This is a genomic window from Pseudomonas putida, from assembly GCF_009883635.2.
GTDB lineage: Bacteria > Pseudomonadota > Gammaproteobacteria > Pseudomonadales > Pseudomonadaceae > Aquipseudomonas > Aquipseudomonas putida_W.
This window is the reverse complement of the sequence record NZ_CP026115.2, coordinates 2,252,557-2,269,528: the sequence shown is the minus strand read 5'-3', so window position 1 is coordinate 2,269,528 and position 16,972 is coordinate 2,252,557. Positions and strand designations below refer to the sequence as shown.

The 16,972-nt window shown below is 62.3% G+C and carries 11 protein-coding genes; all 11 read left to right on the top strand.

Going from position 1 to position 16,972, the window contains the following annotated elements; genetic code table 11:
• The first annotated feature begins 2 nt into the window (after window positions 1–2).
• The 11 genes from aroK to gspE all read left to right on the top strand — a co-directional run bounded on the left by aroK (window position 3) and on the right by gspE (window position 16,972).
• Complete coding sequence (gene aroK, locus C2H86_RS10320) at window positions 3–521, top strand: shikimate kinase AroK (protein ID WP_060509908.1); 519 nt, start codon at window positions 3–5, stop codon at window positions 519–521.
• A gap of 94 nt (window positions 522–615) precedes the next feature.
• Window positions 616–1,713 carry a 3-dehydroquinate synthase gene (aroB, locus tag C2H86_RS10315; protein WP_159412476.1) on the top strand — a complete coding sequence of 366 codons (1,098 nt, stop codon included), beginning with the start codon at window positions 616–618 and terminating at the stop codon, window positions 1,711–1,713.
• 15 nt (window positions 1,714–1,728) lie between these two features.
• Window positions 1,729–3,348, top strand: coding sequence for an AAA family ATPase (locus C2H86_RS10310; protein ID WP_159412475.1), 1,620 nt, complete (start codon window positions 1,729–1,731; stop codon window positions 3,346–3,348).
• 374 nt (window positions 3,349–3,722) lie between these two features.
• The gene (gltB, locus tag C2H86_RS10305) at window positions 3,723–8,168 is read left to right on the top strand and encodes a glutamate synthase large subunit (RefSeq protein WP_159412474.1); all 4,446 of its coding nucleotides are present in this window, start codon (window positions 3,723–3,725) and stop codon (window positions 8,166–8,168) included.
• A 123-nt stretch (window positions 8,169–8,291) separates the two neighbouring features.
• On the top strand, window positions 8,292–9,710 hold the full coding sequence (locus C2H86_RS10300) for an FAD-dependent oxidoreductase (protein WP_103446059.1): 1,419 nt from the start codon (window positions 8,292–8,294) through the stop codon (window positions 9,708–9,710).
• A gap of 150 nt (window positions 9,711–9,860) precedes the next feature.
• Window positions 9,861–10,925 (top strand): uroporphyrinogen decarboxylase, encoded by a 1,065-nt coding sequence (hemE, locus tag C2H86_RS10295; protein ID WP_159412473.1) that lies wholly within the window; start codon window positions 9,861–9,863, stop codon window positions 10,923–10,925.
• Between the two features lie 211 nt (window positions 10,926–11,136).
• A complete protein-coding gene (gene gbpA / locus C2H86_RS10290) occupies window positions 11,137–12,606 on the top strand; it encodes an N-acetylglucosamine-binding protein GbpA (RefSeq protein WP_240349698.1) in 1,470 nt (489 codons plus the stop codon).
• A 56-nt stretch (window positions 12,607–12,662) separates the two neighbouring features.
• Window positions 12,663–13,175: a cytochrome b gene (locus C2H86_RS10285; protein WP_159412472.1), complete on the top strand. Its 513-nt coding sequence runs from the start codon at window positions 12,663–12,665 to the stop codon at window positions 13,173–13,175.
• A 79-nt stretch (window positions 13,176–13,254) separates the two neighbouring features.
• Window positions 13,255–13,674: a hypothetical protein gene (locus C2H86_RS10280; RefSeq protein WP_159412471.1), complete on the top strand. Its 420-nt coding sequence runs from the start codon at window positions 13,255–13,257 to the stop codon at window positions 13,672–13,674.
• Complete coding sequence (gene gspD, locus C2H86_RS10275) at window positions 13,671–15,512, top strand: type II secretion system secretin GspD (RefSeq protein ID WP_159412470.1); 1,842 nt, start codon at window positions 13,671–13,673, stop codon at window positions 15,510–15,512. Before C2H86_RS10280 ends, gspD begins: the two co-directional genes overlap by 4 nt.
• Window positions 15,509–16,972, top strand: a complete 1,464-nt coding sequence (gene gspE, locus C2H86_RS10270; protein ID WP_159412469.1) for a type II secretion system ATPase GspE — start codon at window positions 15,509–15,511, stop codon at window positions 16,970–16,972. Before gspD ends, gspE begins: the two co-directional genes overlap by 4 nt.

Genomic DNA, 16,972 nt, shown 5'->3' with positions numbered 1-16,972 from the left:
CTGTGCGAAATTTGATACTTGTAGGGCCCATGGGTGCTGGCAAAAGCACCATCGGGCGCCTGTTGGCCAAAGAGCTGCGCCTGCTGTTCAAAGATTCCGACAAGGAAATCGAACTGCGAACCGGCGCCAACATCCCGTGGATCTTCGATAAGGAAGGCGAACCGGGCTTCCGTGACCGTGAGCAGGCGATGATCGCCGAGCTCTGCGCGCTCGATGGCGTAGTCGTGGCAACCGGTGGCGGCGCAGTCATGCGCGCGGAAAACCGCCAGGCGCTGCACGAGGGCGGCCGGGTGATCTACCTGCACGCCTCGGTGGAGCAACAGGTCGGGCGTACGGCGCGCGATCGCAACCGCCCGTTGCTGCGCACGGCCAACCCGGAGGCGACCCTGCGTGCCTTGCTGGAAGCGCGCGACCCGCTCTATCGCGAAATCGCCGACCTGGTGGTGGAAACCGACGAACGGCCGCCGCGCATGGTGGTGCTCGATATTCTCGAGCGCCTGCAGCAGTTGCCGCCCCGCTAAGCCGGGACTATTCTCGGCCAGCGCCGAGGCGAGGTTCAACGTTACCGCGCGGGTCGCACAGCCGGCGCCGCGCCCAAGTACATTGTGGGGATACATGCAGACACTTAAGGTCGACCTCGGCGAGCGTAGCTACCCGATCTACATTGGCGAAGGCCTGCTGGACCAGGCCGAACTGCTGGCACCGCATATCTGCGGGCGGCAGGTTGCCATCGTTTCCAACGAGACCGTCGCGCCTCTGTATCTCGAACGCCTGAGCAAGACCCTCGGCGCCTACTCGGTGCTGCCGGTGATCCTCCCGGACGGCGAAGCCCACAAAAACTGGGAAACCCTGCAACTGATCTTCGATGGTCTGCTGACGGCCCGGCATGACCGTCGTACCACCGTGGTCGCCCTCGGCGGCGGCGTGATAGGCGACATGGCCGGCTTCGCGGCAGCCTGCTACCAGCGTGGTGTCGATTTCATCCAGGTGCCGACCACCTTGCTGTCCCAGGTCGATTCCTCGGTGGGCGGCAAGACCGGCATCAACCACCCATTGGGCAAGAACATGGTCGGTGCCTTCTATCAGCCCAACGCGGTGCTGATCGACACCACCAGCCTCAAGACCTTGCCTGCGCGCGAGCTGTCGGCCGGCCTGGCCGAAGTGATCAAGTACGGCCTGATCTGCGACAAGCCTTTCCTGAGCTGGCTCGAAGACAATATGCAAGCCCTGCGCGCCCTTGAGCCCGCCGCCCTGACCGAAGCGATCAGCCGCTCATGCGCGGCCAAGGCTGCCGTGGTTGGCGCCGACGAACGTGAGTCCGGCGTGCGTGCCACGCTGAACCTGGGCCATACCTTCGGCCACGCCATCGAAACACACATGGGCTACGGCGTGTGGCTGCACGGTGAAGCCGTGGCCGCAGGCACGGTGATGGCCCTGGAAATGTCCATGCGCCTGGGCTGGATCGACCAGGCCGAGCGTGATCGCGGTATCCGCCTGCTGCAGGACGCAGGTTTGCCGGTGGTGCCACCACAGGAAATGACCCCGGCGCATTTCATGGAGCATATGGCGGTCGACAAGAAGGTGCTCGATGGCCGCCTGCGGCTGGTGCTGCTGCGCCAGTTGGGCGAAGCCGTGATCACCGACGACTATCCGAAAGAGATTCTTCAGGCCACGCTGTCGGCGGATTACCGCGCGATCGTGGCCCAGCTTTGAGGTTGTGACAGCGTAATGACCAGTTTGCATGCCGATGAGGCGTTCCTCGAACATTACCAGTTGAGCCACGATCCGTTCGCACCGCGTGTGCCCGGCTTCAAGTTCTTCCCCGCCCAGCGCAAGCCAGTGCTGGGCCAGTTGCATCACCTGGCCCGCTACAGCCAGCTGATGCTGGTGGTCACTGGCCCCGTGGGCAGCGGCAAGACCCTGCTGCGCCAGGCCCTGGTGGCCAGCACCAACAAGCAGTCGGTGCTGAGCGTGGTGGTGTCTGCCCGCGGCGCCAGTGACGCCGCCAGTGTGCTCGGCCAGGTGGCGCAAACGCTGGAAGTGGCCCAGCCTGAAGTGCAGGCGATCCTGAACAAGGTGGTACAGCTGGCACTGACCGGGCAAGAAGTCTACTTGCTGGTGGACGATGCGGAACAACTCGACGAGTCGGCACTCCAAGCGTTGCTGGAGCTGGCTGCAGGGCTGCCGGAAGGGCGCCCGCACGTGTTCCTGTTCGGCGAGCCTTCGCTGATTGCCGGGTTGGACGAGATCCAGGTCGAGGAAGAGCGCTTCCACGTCATTGAACTTGCCCCCTACAGTGAGGAAGAAACCCGCGAGTACCTGGAGCAGCGCCTGGAAGGTGCTGGCCGGGGCATCGAGGTGTTCACCCGTGAACAGCTAGTCGATATTCATGAAAACTCCGACGGATGGCCTGGCAACATCAACCAGGTCGCCCGCGATACTTTGATCGAAGCCATGATCGCCAGCCGTACCACGGTCAAGCGACCATCCATGGGGTTCAAAATGCCTAAGAAACACGTACTCGCGCTGTCCGCTGTCGTCGTGGTCGCCGTAGGTGCTGCGGTTCTGATGCCCAAGAAAGGCGACAAGGCCCCTGCCGAGGCACCTGTGGCCCAGGCCCAGTTGCCGTTGGGCCAGGGCGAGCCAGGTGGCGCCCAGTCGAACAACGGCAACCCGGCCATCGAATTCTCCGGCCAGTCGCAGCCGATGCCACTGCCGCTGGTGGGTCAGTCCCAGCCAGTCATGCGCGAGCCGCTGGCGCAAGCTGCCGGCATGGGTGATGGCGAAGAAGGTAGCCCGGCCGGCAACACCGCCTTGCAGCCTGGCAATCCGCCTACCGTGACCACGATCGCACCGCCGCAGGGCGTGCCTGCTGGTCCCGCGCCGAGCATGGCCCAGGCTACCGCGCCGGCGCAGCCGGTTGCGCCATCGCCCAAGCCTGTCGCTACCCAGCCGGTCAAGCCGGTTGCGCCTGCCAAGCCGGTACCAGCACCGACTCAGGTTGCTGTCGCCAAGCCTGCCTCCAAACCGGTAGAAAAACCGGTCGCGAGCGCCAGTGGTAGCGGTAGCTGGTACTCGGGCCAGAAGCCAGGCAACTATGTGGTGCAGATCCTCGGCACCAGCTCCGAGGCGTCGGCCCAGGCCTTCGTCAAGGCGCAGGGTGGCGACTATCGCTACTTCAAGAAAAACCTGCAGGGCAAACCCCTGTACGTGGTCACCTACGGCAACTTCGCCAACCGCGACGCAGCGGTTGCGGCAATCAAGAACTTGCCAGCGAAGGTCCAGGCTGGTAAACCTTGGCCACGTACCGTCGCCAGCGTCCAACAAGAGCTGGCTTCGGCCCGCTGATACCTGCCGGGCGGCATCACCCCGCCGCCCAGTTGCTGAGCGATTAACGACATTCGAATAGCCTGCTGCGCCTGAGCGCGGCAGGCTTTTCTGTCCCAGGCTGCCGGCCACAAGCCTCTGTTGCAGTCATGGCTGAAACGCTTCAGACTCGAGCCAGGCCGCTATCACGGCTGATGGCGCAAAAACATTCAAAATTACGACATAAATTTTCAATGGTGAGACATGAAAATTTGTGGGTATGACTGTCGCTGTGCAACAATGGTTTTCCATGGCCACCGCAAAAAAGCTGGCGTTTGATCGGCGTGGATGGTAAGTGGTTGTACATAAAAGAGATTTACCTCCGGTTGAGAGGTGAACCTGGTGAGAAAGTGTCTATGAAAACAGGTCTGTACCATCCCGAAGAATTCAAGGACAACTGTGGTTTTGGCCTGATCGCCCATATGACGGGCGAGCCAAGCCACCACCTTCTGCAAACCGCCATGCAGGCACTGACCTGCATGACCCACCGCGGCGGTATCAACGCCGACGGCAAGACCGGTGACGGTTGCGGTCTGCTCATGCAGAAGCCCGATCAATTCCTGCGTGCCGTGGCCCAGGAACACTTCGCCGTCGAACTGCCCAAGCAGTACGCCGTCGGCATGGTGTTCTTCAACCAGGACCCGGTCAAAGCCGAAGCTGCCCGCGCCAACATGGACCGCGAAATCGTCGCTGCCGGCCTTAAGCTGGTCGGCTGGCGCAAGGTCCCGATCGACACCAGCGTGCTCGGCCGCCTGGCCCTGGAGCGCCTGCCGCAGATCGAACAGGTGTTCATCGGCGGTGAAGGCCTGAGCGATCAGGAATTCGCCATCAAGCTGTTCAGTGCCCGTCGCCGTTCGTCCGTGGCCAACGCCCACGACGCCGACCACTACATCTGCAGCTTCTCGCCCAAGACCATCATCTACAAAGGCCTGATGATGCCGCGCGATCTCGCGGCGTTCTATCCAGACCTGGGTGACGAGCGCCTGCAGACCGCGATCTGCGTGTTCCACCAGCGCTTCTCCACCAACACCCTGCCGAAATGGCCACTGGCGCAGCCGTTCCGCTTCCTCGCCCATAACGGCGAGATCAACACCATCACCGGCAACCGCAATTGGGCCATGGCCCGTCGCACCAAGTTCGCCAACGACTTGATCCCCGACCTCGAAGAACTCGGCCCGCTGGTCAACCGCGTTGGTTCCGACTCCTCGAGCATGGACAACATGCTGGAGCTGATGGTCACCGGCGGCATCGACCTGTTCCGCGGCGTACGCATGCTGGTGCCGCCAGCCTGGCAGAACGTCGAGACCATGGACGCCGACCTGCGCGCCTTCTACGAATACAACTCCATGCACATGGAGCCGTGGGATGGCCCGGCCGGTATCGTCATGACCGAAGGCCGCCACGCGGTGTGCCTGCTCGACCGTAACGGCTTGCGCCCGGCGCGCTGGGTGACGACCACCAACGGCTACATCACCATCGCCTCGGAAATCGGCGTGTGGGGCTACCAGCCTGAGGAAGTCCTGGCCAAGGGCCGTGTCGGCCCGGGCCAGATCCTTGCCGTGGACACCGAGACCGGCCAGATCCTCGACACCGACGCCATCGACAACCGTCTGAAGTCGCGCCACCCGTACAAGCGCTGGCTGCGTCAGCATGCCCTGCGCATCCAGGCGACACTGACCGACGATCAGGGCGTGGCCAGCTACGACGCTGACCAGCTCAAGCAGTACATGAAGATGTTCCAGGTCACCTTCGAGGAGCGTGACCAGGTGCTGCGCCCACTCGGCGAGCAGGGCCAGGAAGCGGTCGGCTCGATGGGTGACGACACGCCGATGGCGGTGCTGTCGCAGCGCGTGCGTTCGCCGTACGACTTCTTCCGCCAGCAGTTCGCCCAGGTGACCAACCCGCCGATCGACCCGCTGCGCGAAGCGATCGTCATGTCCCTGGAAATCTGCCTGGGCGCCGAGCGCAATATCTTCCAGGAATCCCCGGAGCACGCTTCGCGGGTGATCCTCAGCTCGCCGGTCATCTCGCCTGCCAAGTGGCGTTCGCTGATGAACCTGGAGCGCGAGGGCTTTGACCGTCAGCTGATCGACCTCAACTATGATGAGGGCGTCGGCCTGGAAGCGGCCATCCGCAATATCGCCGACCAGGCTGAAGAAGCGGTGCGCAGCGGCAAGACCCAGCTGGTGCTGAGCGACCGCTACATCGCCCCGGGCAAGCTGCCGGTGCATGCGTCGATGGCCGTGGGTGCCGTGCACCACCGCCTGACCGAACAGGGCCTGCGTTGCGACAGCAACATCCTGGTCGAAACCGCCACTGCCCGCGACCCACACCACTTCGCCGTGCTGCTGGGCTTCGGTGCCTCTGCCGTTTACCCGTACCTGGCCTACGAAGTGCTGGCCGACCTGATCCGTACCGGCGAAGTGCTGGGCGATCTGGACGAAGTCTTCAAGTACTACCGCAAAGGCATCTCCAAGGGCCTGCTGAAGATCCTGTCGAAGATGGGCATCTCCACCATTGCCTCGTACCGTGGCGCCCAGCTGTTCGAAGCCGTGGGCCTGGCCGAGGAAGTGGTTGGCCTGAGCTTCAAGGGCGTGTCCAGCCGTATCAAGGGTGCGCGCTTCGTCGACCTCGAAGGGGACCAGAAGCTGCTGGCAGCCGAAGCTTGGAGTGCGCGCAAGCCGATCCAGCAAGGTGGCCTGCTGAAGTTCGTCCACGGTGGCGAATACCACGCGTACAACCCGGATGTGGTCAACACCCTGCAAGCCGCCGTGCAGCAGGGCGACTACGCCAAGTTCAAGGAATACACCACGCTGGTCGACCAGCGCCCAGTGTCGATGATCCGCGACCTGCTGAAGGTGAAAGTGGCCGATGAGGCCCTGCCGCTGGATCAGATCGAGCCGCTGGAGGCCATCCTCAAGCGCTTCGACTCCGCCGGTATTTCGCTGGGTGCACTGTCGCCGGAAGCTCACGAAGCCCTGGCCGAGGCGATGAACCGCCTGGGCGCGCGCTCCAACTCCGGTGAGGGCGGTGAAGACCCGTCGCGCTACGGCACCATCCGCAGCTCGAAGATCAAGCAGGTGGCCACCGGCCGCTTTGGCGTGACCCCGGAATACCTGGTTAACGCCGAAGTGCTGCAGATCAAGGTTGCCCAGGGCGCCAAGCCCGGCGAAGGCGGCCAGCTGCCAGGCGGCAAGGTCAACGGCCTGATCGCCAAGCTGCGCTATGCGGTACCGGGCGTGACCCTGATCTCGCCGCCGCCGCACCACGACATCTACTCGATCGAAGACCTGGCCCAGCTGATCTATGACCTCAAGCAGGTCAACCCGCAGGCCCTGGTTTCGGTCAAGCTGGTGGCGGAAGCCGGCGTTGGCACCATCGCCGCTGGCGTGGCCAAGGCCTATGCCGACCTGATCACCATCTCCGGTTACGACGGTGGTACCGGTGCTTCGCCGCTGACCTCGATCAAGTACGCTGGCGCCCCGTGGGAACTGGGCCTGGCCGAAACCCACCAGACCCTGCGCGGCAACGACCTGCGCGGCAAGGTACGGGTGCAGACCGACGGCGGCCTGAAAACCGGCCTGGACGTGATCAAGGCCGCCATCCTCGGCGCCGAGAGCTTCGGCTTCGGCACCGCGCCGATGATCGCCCTGGGTTGCAAGTACCTGCGCATCTGCCACCTGAATAACTGCGCCACCGGCGTGGCCACGCAGAACGAGAAGCTGCGCAAGGACCACTACATCGGCACCGTCGACATGGTGATCAACTTCTTCACCTTCGTCGCCGAGGAAACCCGTGAGTGGCTGGCCAAGCTGGGCGTGCGCAGCCTCGGCGAGCTGATCGGCCGTACCGACCTGCTCGACGTGCTGCCAGGCGACACCGAGCGCCAGCAGTACCTGGACCTGACCCCGCTGCTGGGCAGCTCGCACATCCCGGCTGACAAGCCGCAGTTCTGCGAAGTCGACAAGAACCCGCCGTTCGACAAGGGCGAGCTGGCCGAGAAGATGGTCGAGATGGCCCTGCCGGCGATTCGCGACCAGGCCGGCGGCGAGTTCAGCCTCGACATCTGCAACTGCGACCGTTCCATTGGTGCCCGTATCTCTGGCGAAATCGCCAAGCTGTACGGCAACCAGGGCATGGCTGACAAGCCGGTCACCTTCCGCTTCAAGGGTACTGCCGGGCAGAGCTTCGGCGTGTGGAACGCCGGTGGCCTGAACCTGCACCTGGAAGGTGACGCCAACGACTACGTCGGCAAAGGCATGACCGGTGGCAAGGTCACCATCGTGCCGCCAGCCGGCAGCCCGTTCGCCACCCAGCACAGCGCCATCGTCGGCAACACCTGCCTGTACGGCGCCACCGGCGGCAAGCTGTTCGCCGCGGGTACCGCAGGCGAGCGCTTCGCTGTGCGTAACTCCGGCGCCCACGCTGTTGTCGAGGGTACTGGCGATCACTGCTGTGAATACATGACCGGTGGCTTTGTCTGCGTTCTGGGCAAGACCGGTTACAACTTCGGTTCTGGCATGACTGGCGGCTTCGCCTACGTGCTCGACATGGACAACAGCTTCGTCGACAAGCTCAACCACGAGCTGGTGGAAATCCAGCGCATCAGTGGTGAGGCGATGGAGGCCTACCGCAGCCACCTGGCGCGGGTCCTTGGCGAATACGTGGAAGAGACCGGCAGCGAGTGGGGGCGTGAGCTCTTCGAAAACCTGGACGACTACGTGCGGCGCTTCTGGCTGGTCAAGCCGAAGGCGGCCAACCTCAAGCAACTGCTGTCCAGCACCCGTGCCAACCCGCAGTAACAACAGCTGCAAGTGGCAAGCCTCAAGCTGCAAGTAAAAGCAGCACGAGGTTTGCCCGGCTTAAGTGATCGTCTTGCGGCTTGCAGCTTGTAGCTCGCAGCTGCTGTAAAGAGGTTTTGAAAAATGGCTGAACGTCTGAACAACGACTTCCAGTTCATCGAAGTGGGCCGCAAGGACCCGAAGAAAAAGCTGCTGCGCCAGCGCAAGAAGGAGTTCGTGGAGATCTACGAACCGTTCAAACCGCAGCAGTCCGTGGAGCAGGCGCATCGCTGCCTGGGCTGCGGCAACCCGTATTGCGAATGGAAGTGCCCGGTACACAACTTCATCCCCAACTGGCTGAAGCTGGTCTCCGAAGGCAACATCCTGGCCGCGGCCGAACTGTCGCACCAGACCAACACCCTGCCGGAAGTGTGCGGCCGTGTGTGCCCGCAGGACCGTCTGTGCGAGGGTGCCTGTACCTTGAACGACGGCTTCGGCGCGGTGACCATCGGCTCGGTGGAGAAGTACATTACCGACACCGCCTTTGCCATGGGCTGGCGCCCGGACATGTCCAGGGTCAAGCCAACCGGCAAGCGCGTCGCCATCATTGGAGCCGGCCCGGCTGGCCTGGGCTGTGCCGACGTGCTGGTGCGTGGTGGCGTGACCCCGGTGGTGTTCGACAAGAACCCGGAAATCGGTGGCCTGCTGACCTTCGGTATCCCAGAGTTCAAGCTGGAAAAGACCGTGCTGAGCAATCGCCGCGAAGTCTTTACCGGCATGGGCATCGAGTTCCGCCTGAACACCGAGGTGGGCAAGGACATCACCATGGAACAGCTGCTCGCCGAGTACGACGCAGTGTTCATGGGCATGGGCACCTACACCTACATGAAGGGTGGTTTCCCGGGGGAAGACCTGCCAGGCGTGCACGATGCGCTGGACTTTCTGATCGCCAACGTCAACCGCAACCTCGGTTTCGAGAAATCGCCGGAAGACTTCGTCGACATGCAGGGCAAGAAGGTCGTGGTACTGGGTGGTGGCGACACCGCGATGGACTGCAACCGCACCTCGATCCGCCAGGGCGCCAAGTCGGTGACCTGTGCCTATCGCCGTGACGAAGCCAACATGCCGGGTTCGCGCAAAGAGGTGAAGAACGCCAAGGAAGAGGGCGTGAAATTCCTCTACAACCGCCAGCCCATCGCCATTGTCGGTGAGGACAAGGTCGAAGGCGTGAAGGTGGTCGAGACCCGTCTCGGCGAGCCGGATGCCCGTGGCCGTCGCAGTCCCGAGCCGATCCCGGGCTCCGAAGAAATCCTGCCGGCTGACGCCGTGGTGATCGCCTTCGGCTTCCGCCCGAGCCCGGCACCGTGGTTCGAGCAGCATGGCATCCAGCTGGACAGCCAAGGCCGTGTGGTGGCCCCGGAGAAAGCCAAGTTCAAGCACCAGACCAGTAACCCGAAAGTGTTCGCCGGTGGCGACATGGTGCGTGGTTCGGACCTGGTGGTGACCGCCATCTTCGAAGGCCGCAACGCCGCTGAAGGTATCCTGGACTACCTCGAAGTCTGATCGATTGCTGGGGCCGCTTTGCGGCCCCGGCACATTTTGTATACAAAATCGCTTGATCTGTGGCACCCAATAGACAAAACGCATGGCCTTGACCGTGCCTTTTGCGCTGGCGTCTGAGAAAATGCCGGCACTATTTTTCCGGATGCCGACATGACTGCCCTGAAGAACGATCGTTTCCTGCGTGCACTGCTCAAGCAACCCGTAGACGTCACCCCTGTCTGGATGATGCGCCAGGCCGGCCGCTACTTGCCGGAGTACCGCGCCAGCCGCGCCAAGGCCGGTGATTTCATGAGCCTTTGCATGAATCCGCAGTTCGCCTGCGAGGTTACCCTGCAGCCGCTGGACCGCTACCCGCTGGACGCGGCGATCCTGTTCTCGGACATCCTCACCATTCCCGACGCCATGGGCCTGGGCCTGTACTTCGAAACCGGCGAAGGCCCGCGTTTCAAGAAGGTCATCAGCACGCCGGCCGATATCGAAGCGCTGCCGATCCCTGACCCGCAGAAAGATCTCGGCTATGTGATGGATGCGGTCAGCACCATCCGCCGCGAGCTCAATGGTCGTGTGCCACTGATCGGTTTCTCCGGCAGCCCGTGGACCCTGGCCACCTACATGGTAGAAGGCGGCTCGTCCAAGGACTTCCGCAAGACCAAGGCCATGGCCTACGACAACCCGCAGGCCCTGCACCTGTTGCTGGACAAGCTGGCCCAGTCGGTCACCAGCTACCTCAACGGCCAGATCCTTGCTGGCGCCCAAGCGGTACAGATCTTCGATACCTGGGGCGGTAACCTGTCGGCGGCGGCCTACCAGGAGTTCTCCCTGGCATACATGCGCAAGATCGTCAGCGGCCTGATCCGTGAGCACGAAGGGCGCAAGGTGCCGGTGATCCTGTTCACCAAGAATGGCGGCCTGTGGCTGGAAAGCATCGCCGAAGCAGGCGCCGACGCACTGGGACTGGACTGGACCTGCGAAATCGGCGACGCCCGCCGCCGTGTTGGTGACAAGGTTGCACTGCAGGGCAACATGGACCCAACGGTGCTGTACGCCAAGCCCGAGGCTATCCGCCAGGAAGTGGCGCGTATCCTGGCCAGTTATGGCAAGGGCACTGGCCACGTATTCAATCTTGGTCACGGGATCACCCCGGAAGTCGACCCGGAGCATGCCGGCGTGTTCATCAACGCCGTGCATGAGCTGTCGGCGCAGTACCACCAGTAAATGCGCTGAAACGAACAGCCCGGCCAAGTGCCGGGCTTTTTGTTGAGTTCTACACGCCTCCCTCACCGATGAGGTCGGCGCCATCAAGCCGCTAGTGAGAAGCCTGAAGAATTCCAGGCTTTTTCCTACATATCGGCGCCTTGGCCATTCCTAGACTCCTGCACTCCTGTCGGGCCCCCCCGACGCAAGCTCAAGTAGTCCGGAGTGCGTCATGAGTACAACAAAGAATCTGCGAAGGTTTGCTGCCAGCGGTTTATGGCTGGCAGTTGCCGGTGCGGGCATGCATGCCCAGCTGGCCAATGCGCATGGTTATACCAGTGAGCCACCATCTCGTGCGTATGCCTGCAAGTTAGGTACGAACACTGGATGCGGCCAGCCCATGTACGAGCCGCAAGCTGTCGGAGAGGCACCAAAAGGGTTTCCGGCCCGCGGTCCAGTCGATGGGAAGCTCGCCAGTGGTGGTGTGCGGTCTGATTTCTCGTTGCTTGATGAACAATCGGCCAACCGCTGGACCCTGACCCCTATCAAACAACGTGAAATCGCCTTCAACTGGCACTACACGGAAGGGCACAAGACAACGGGCTGGGAGTATTTCATCACCAAAACGGGTTGGAACCCGAATGCCCCGTTGGGCCGTGATGCGTTCGAGCCAACGCCTTTCTGCACAGTCGACGGGCAAGGCAAGCCCGCCCGTGGCGAGGGGCAACCCACGAGTGGGCCGGCCCTGGTAAAACACCAGTGCACGCTGCCTGCCGGCAAGTCCGGGCAGCACATTATTCTGGGAGCCTGGACAATCGGCGATACCGCCTTTGCGTTCTACAACGTCATGGATGTGGATATCCAGGTAGATGGCGGCCCGGTTCCGGAGTGGCCGCAGGTGGGTAGCATCAACCCCCACCGTGACCTGCAGGTTGGCGACAAGGTCAAGGCCCGCGCGTTCGTGGCCGGTTCGGAAAGCGCTCCATACAGCGTCACGGTTGCTATCGAGAACGCCGAGGAAGGCCTCGCGCCCAATTGGTCTTACAAGCTGGCCAAGCGCATCAATGAAACCCAGTCGCTGGTGCAGGCCGGTCAGCTCGATAACGACGGCAACATAAAGCCCGAGCAGGGCGCCAACAACATCTTCGCCAAGCCAGAGACGGGCATCAGCAGTTATCAGCTGGATTTCGAAGGCGTGCCGGTCGACGACAGCTATATGCATCTGCATGACCTCAAGCCTGATTACAGCTTGACTGACGGCAAGGCGAACATTGACTTCACCGTCATGACCAACCGCAAGCTGCAGGTCAGCGCACGGCTGTTCGACAGCGCTAACCAGCAGGTCGGCTTCGCTCGCCTGGACGTGGATGCCACCACCAGCCCCGTTGCGCTACCAGTGACTAGCGTCGAGGGCGAACACCTGCTCAAGGTGGTTGGTGTGAACAAGACGGGGAGAATTTTGCTGCAGGAAGAACGTGTGGTTCAGCTCAAAGCCGCAGGTGGCGAAGACTACGACTTTGAATTCCCTCAGTCGATCGCAAGCTACAAAGAAGGCACTCGTGTCCTGCAGCCCAAGACCGGCGAGGTATTCGAGTGCAAACCATTCCCGTTCGAGGGCTGGTGCAAGAGCTATTCCGCCAGTGCCAATCACTATGAGCCTGGCGTAGGCAGCAACTGGCAAGACGCCTGGATCAAGCGCTAAAAGGAGTGCGGCCTGGCAGCCCAATAGGCATGCCGGGCCGTGCCACGGTATTTCTCATGCAACAACATACTTATTGCTGGCAGCAGGTCCTGTTGCACTGGGTCTCTGCCTTGGTCATCGTCTGGGCCTTGGTGAGTGGTTTTTACGTGACTGGCTTTGTTGTCGAACCAGCCACCGCACAATGGGTCGGTTTCGTGAATGTCGGCCTGACCACGCTGTTTATTCCGGTCTTTCTGTTGCGCTGGTTGACGCGCTACCTGAAGGCAAGGCCGAGTGCACTGAACGAAAACGCCCTGGCGCGGCGTATGGCGCATGTTGTCCACGAAGGCATCTATTGGCTCATCGCATTGGTGCTGACTTCAGGCGTGCTGATGATGGATCGTGCAATTGACGTGTTTGGCTGGTTTGCATTCGCGCCCTTGCTGACTGATCCATTTTGGCTAAGCACATGGCTCAAGGTGCATATAGCAGCAAACGTCGCCCTGGCTTTGGCTGTGGCGTTGCACGTAGGTGCAGTCGCCATGCATGAGTTTGCCGGGCGGAGTGTATTACGTCGAATGCTGCCCTGAGCCAATGAAACACGCTACTGCCTTGTCCTGGATGGCAATCCCTCTGCTGGCGCTGGTCTTTCTGGTCTGGCGCGAAGTCATGCGTCCTGCTCTGGTTGAACCTGCCGGGCCGGGCAGTGTTGCTGGTGCACTACCTGCGCAGCAGCCATTACCTGTGGCAACCCTGGCATTGGCCTTTGGCTACAGCGAGCCAGGGGAGCGGGTTGCAAGCCAGGCCGGATTGGTGCTCAAGGCATGCTTCATCCCCAGTCGCGGCCAAACCCGTGCGTTGGTGGGAAGCCGCGAGGGTGACCGCTTCTACAGTGTGGGCGACCGCTTGCCGGGTGGCAGCGTATTGCGCCGCATCGACGTGGGAGCGATCACCCTTTGGGTCGACGGGCGTGAAAAAACCCTGACCTTGTCCGGCTCCCGCGGCAACGTGTTCGTTCAATCTGGCAGCGGCACCGTACGCGCGTCTGCCCCTTCCGACTCGCCCCGCCTTTTGCGGGAGGTGCAATGAGATATCAACGTTACCTGCGGGCAGCCTCACTCGGCGCTTGCCTCACCTTGACCGGCCCACTGGCCATGGCTGATGTACCTACCTGGCAATTGGCGATGAGCGATGCGGATGTGCGTGATGTGGTGCGCGAAGTCGGCGCCATCCTTGACCAGACGATTGTGCTCGATCCACGCGTGCAAGGACGTATCACGGTGTTGTCCAATGAGGCGCACGACCGCGAGGGTGTGCGTCGGCTGTTCTACTCGGTCTTGAATGCCCAGGGCTTTGCCGCGGTCAACGACGGCGACCGCTTGCTGGTCTTGCCGGCAAGTGAAGCCAAGGCTTGGGCCAACCAGCAGGTCGATGCGATTCCGTCCGCATTTACCACACGTGTGTTCAGCCTGTCTGGCAGCACTGCCGCCGACCTGGCCGGCCTGCTGAGACCGCTGGTGTCGAGCAATGGGTATATCGGCCCGTCCAGCTCCGCCAATGCCCTGGTTGTCACTGACTCGGCTGCCAACCTCGAGCGGTTGCAGGCCCTGGTGGGGCAACTGGACGGCGGTCAGCGGCATGACTACGAACTGGTCACGCTGCGTACAGCGCAAGCCGCCGATGTATTGCCGGTCGTCGAGGCCTCGGCAGGAAGCCCGGACAGCGGTGTGCGGGTATTGGCCGACACGCGCAGCAATCGCCTGCTCGTGCTTGGCCCGGAAAAGTCCCGTCAACGATTGGCAAGACTGGCCCGCGAACTGGATGTGCCGGCACCTGAAAATTCGCATAACTGGCGTGTGGTGCGCCTTCAGCATGGAAATGCCGAACAGCTGGCCGAGGTGCTCAATGAAGTGGGCAAGCGGCTGGATGGCAAACCGGGCACAGAAGCCTTGGGCCAGGCGCTTGCGGCCGGGGCGATGGTCAAGGCAGACAGCAGCCAGAACGCCTTGGTGCTGCTGGGGGAACCCAAGGCGCTGGGGAGTGTGGTGCAGATCATCGAGCAATTGGACCAGCCTCGCGCGCAGGTGTTGATACACGCGGCCATTGTCGAAGTCAGTGGTGATATCAATGAGGCGTTGGGATTGCAGTGGGGTATAGATACCGGCAGCCTCAAGGGCGGAGTGACATTCCCGGACAGCGGTGCGCTGTTGTCCGATGTGCTGGGGGCGGACAAGGCGTTGCCCAGTGGCGCGGCCCTGGTTCTGGGCTCTGACCGCTTCGGTCTGCTGGTTTCTGCATTAGCCAGCAACAGCCGTAGCAACCTGCTGTCCACTCCCAGCCTGCTTACGCTCGACAACCAGGAAGCGCAAATCCTGGTGGGGCAGAACGTGCCATTCAAGACGGGTTCGTACACCACGGCGGGCAATGGCGCGGATAACCCGTTCACCACCGTGGAACGCAAAGATATTGGCATCAGCCTCAAGGTTCGCCCGCATATCAACGAAGGCCGAAGCTTGCGTCTCGAGGTCGAGCAGGAAAGCTCGGAACTGGCACCCAGCACGCTCGAAGGTGACCTGATTACCAGCAAGCGAACGCTCAAGAGCACCATCCTCGCGGCGGACGGCGAGATCATCGTTATCGGTGGACTGATCAAGGACAGTGTGCGCACAGAGCAGCGTGGCGTGCCGTTACTCAGTCGTATTCCTTTGATCGGTGGCTTGTTCCGCTGGACCAGGGATACCCAGGAAAAGACCAATCTGATGGTGTTCCTGCGCCCCACCATTTTGCGTACCCAGGCGGAATTGGTCGAGTCCGGGCAGCGTGCCTACGATGATGTTCGCGCCTCCGACCCGACGCGCGTGCCCCAGGATCCCCACAGGTTGTTCGAAGCGCGGCCAATGCCGGAAGGCGGGGAGCCATCGCCTTGAACCCTTTGCTTCCATTCGGCTTCGCCCGGCGTCATGGCATTCTGCTAGATCGGCAGGCAGCCGAGCCCACACTGTTGATGCGTGACGATGCCACGCTGGAATCGCTTTCCGAGGCGCTGCGTATCGTTGGGCATCACTGGCCACTGCGCCTGGTGGATGGCGACCAGTTTGCAGAGCACCTTGCCGCTTGCTACGGCGGCGCCCAGGATGCTGCGGAGTCGGTCATTCAGGGGCTGGATGAGCACATAGACCTGTCACGCCTGGCTGAGGCCTTGCCGCAGGCAAGCGACCTGCTCGATCAACAGGATGATGCGCCCATCATCCGTTTGCTCAATGCCTTGCTCAGCGAAGCGGTCAGGTCGCGCGCTTCCGATATCCACCTGGAAACGTTCGAACAGCAGTTGCGCGTTCGCATGCGCGTCGACGGGGTTATGCGTGAAGTGCTGTCGCCGCCCAGGGCGCTCGCGGCCTTGCTGGTGTCGCGGATCAAGGTCATGGCGCGTCTGGACATTGCCGAAAAGCGCGTGCCACAGGATGGCCGCATCAGCCTGCGGCTGGCCGGCCATGAGGTGGATGTGCGTGTGTCTACCTTGCCTGCGGCCCATGGCGAAAGGGTAGTGCTACGTCTGCTGGACAAGCAGGCTGTGCGTCTGGATGTGCAGCACATGCAGATGCGACCCTCGGTGCAGCAAGCGTTTCTGGCATTGCTGGAAAAACCCCATGGTATTTTCCTGGTGACAGGCCCGACCGGCTCGGGCAAGACCACCACGCTGTATACCGCGCTCTCGGTACTGAACCGTGAGTCGCGCAACATCCTCACCGTTGAAGACCCGGTCGAATACCACTTGCCAGGCATCGGCCAGACCCAGGTCAACACCAAGGTCGACATGACCTTCGCCCGTGGGCTTCGGGCGATCCTGCGGCAGGACCCAGACGTCGTGATGGTAGGGGAGATCCGTGACCGGGAAACGGCGGAAATCGCCGTGCAGGCATCGCTGACAGGTCATCTGGTGCTGTCGACCCTGCATACCAACAGCGCTCTGGGCGCCATCACGCGGCTGGCGGACATGGGGGTGGATCCCTGCCTGCTGGCCTCCTCCCTTGCCGGTGTCATGGCACAGCGCCTGGTGCGTGTGTTATGCCCCCACTGCAAAGCCGCGTACGAGGTGGAGGGCGCCATTGCCGACGCCCTGGGCAACCCTGACAGCCTGCCGAGGCAGCTGTACAAGGCCGTAGGCTGTGAGCTGTGCCAGATGGGTTACAGCGGGCGCATGGCGTTGCATGAGATGGTCGTCATTACCCCGCAGCTGGCGCAGGCCATCCATGGCCGCGCGTCGTTGGCACAGATGCAAGATTTACTGCGACCGGGCACGACCAGCCTGTTTCAGCATGGCGTTCAGCGTGTCTGCCAAGGGCAGACCAGTCTTGAGGAACTGCTGCGCGTGACGGGCGAGGGCTGA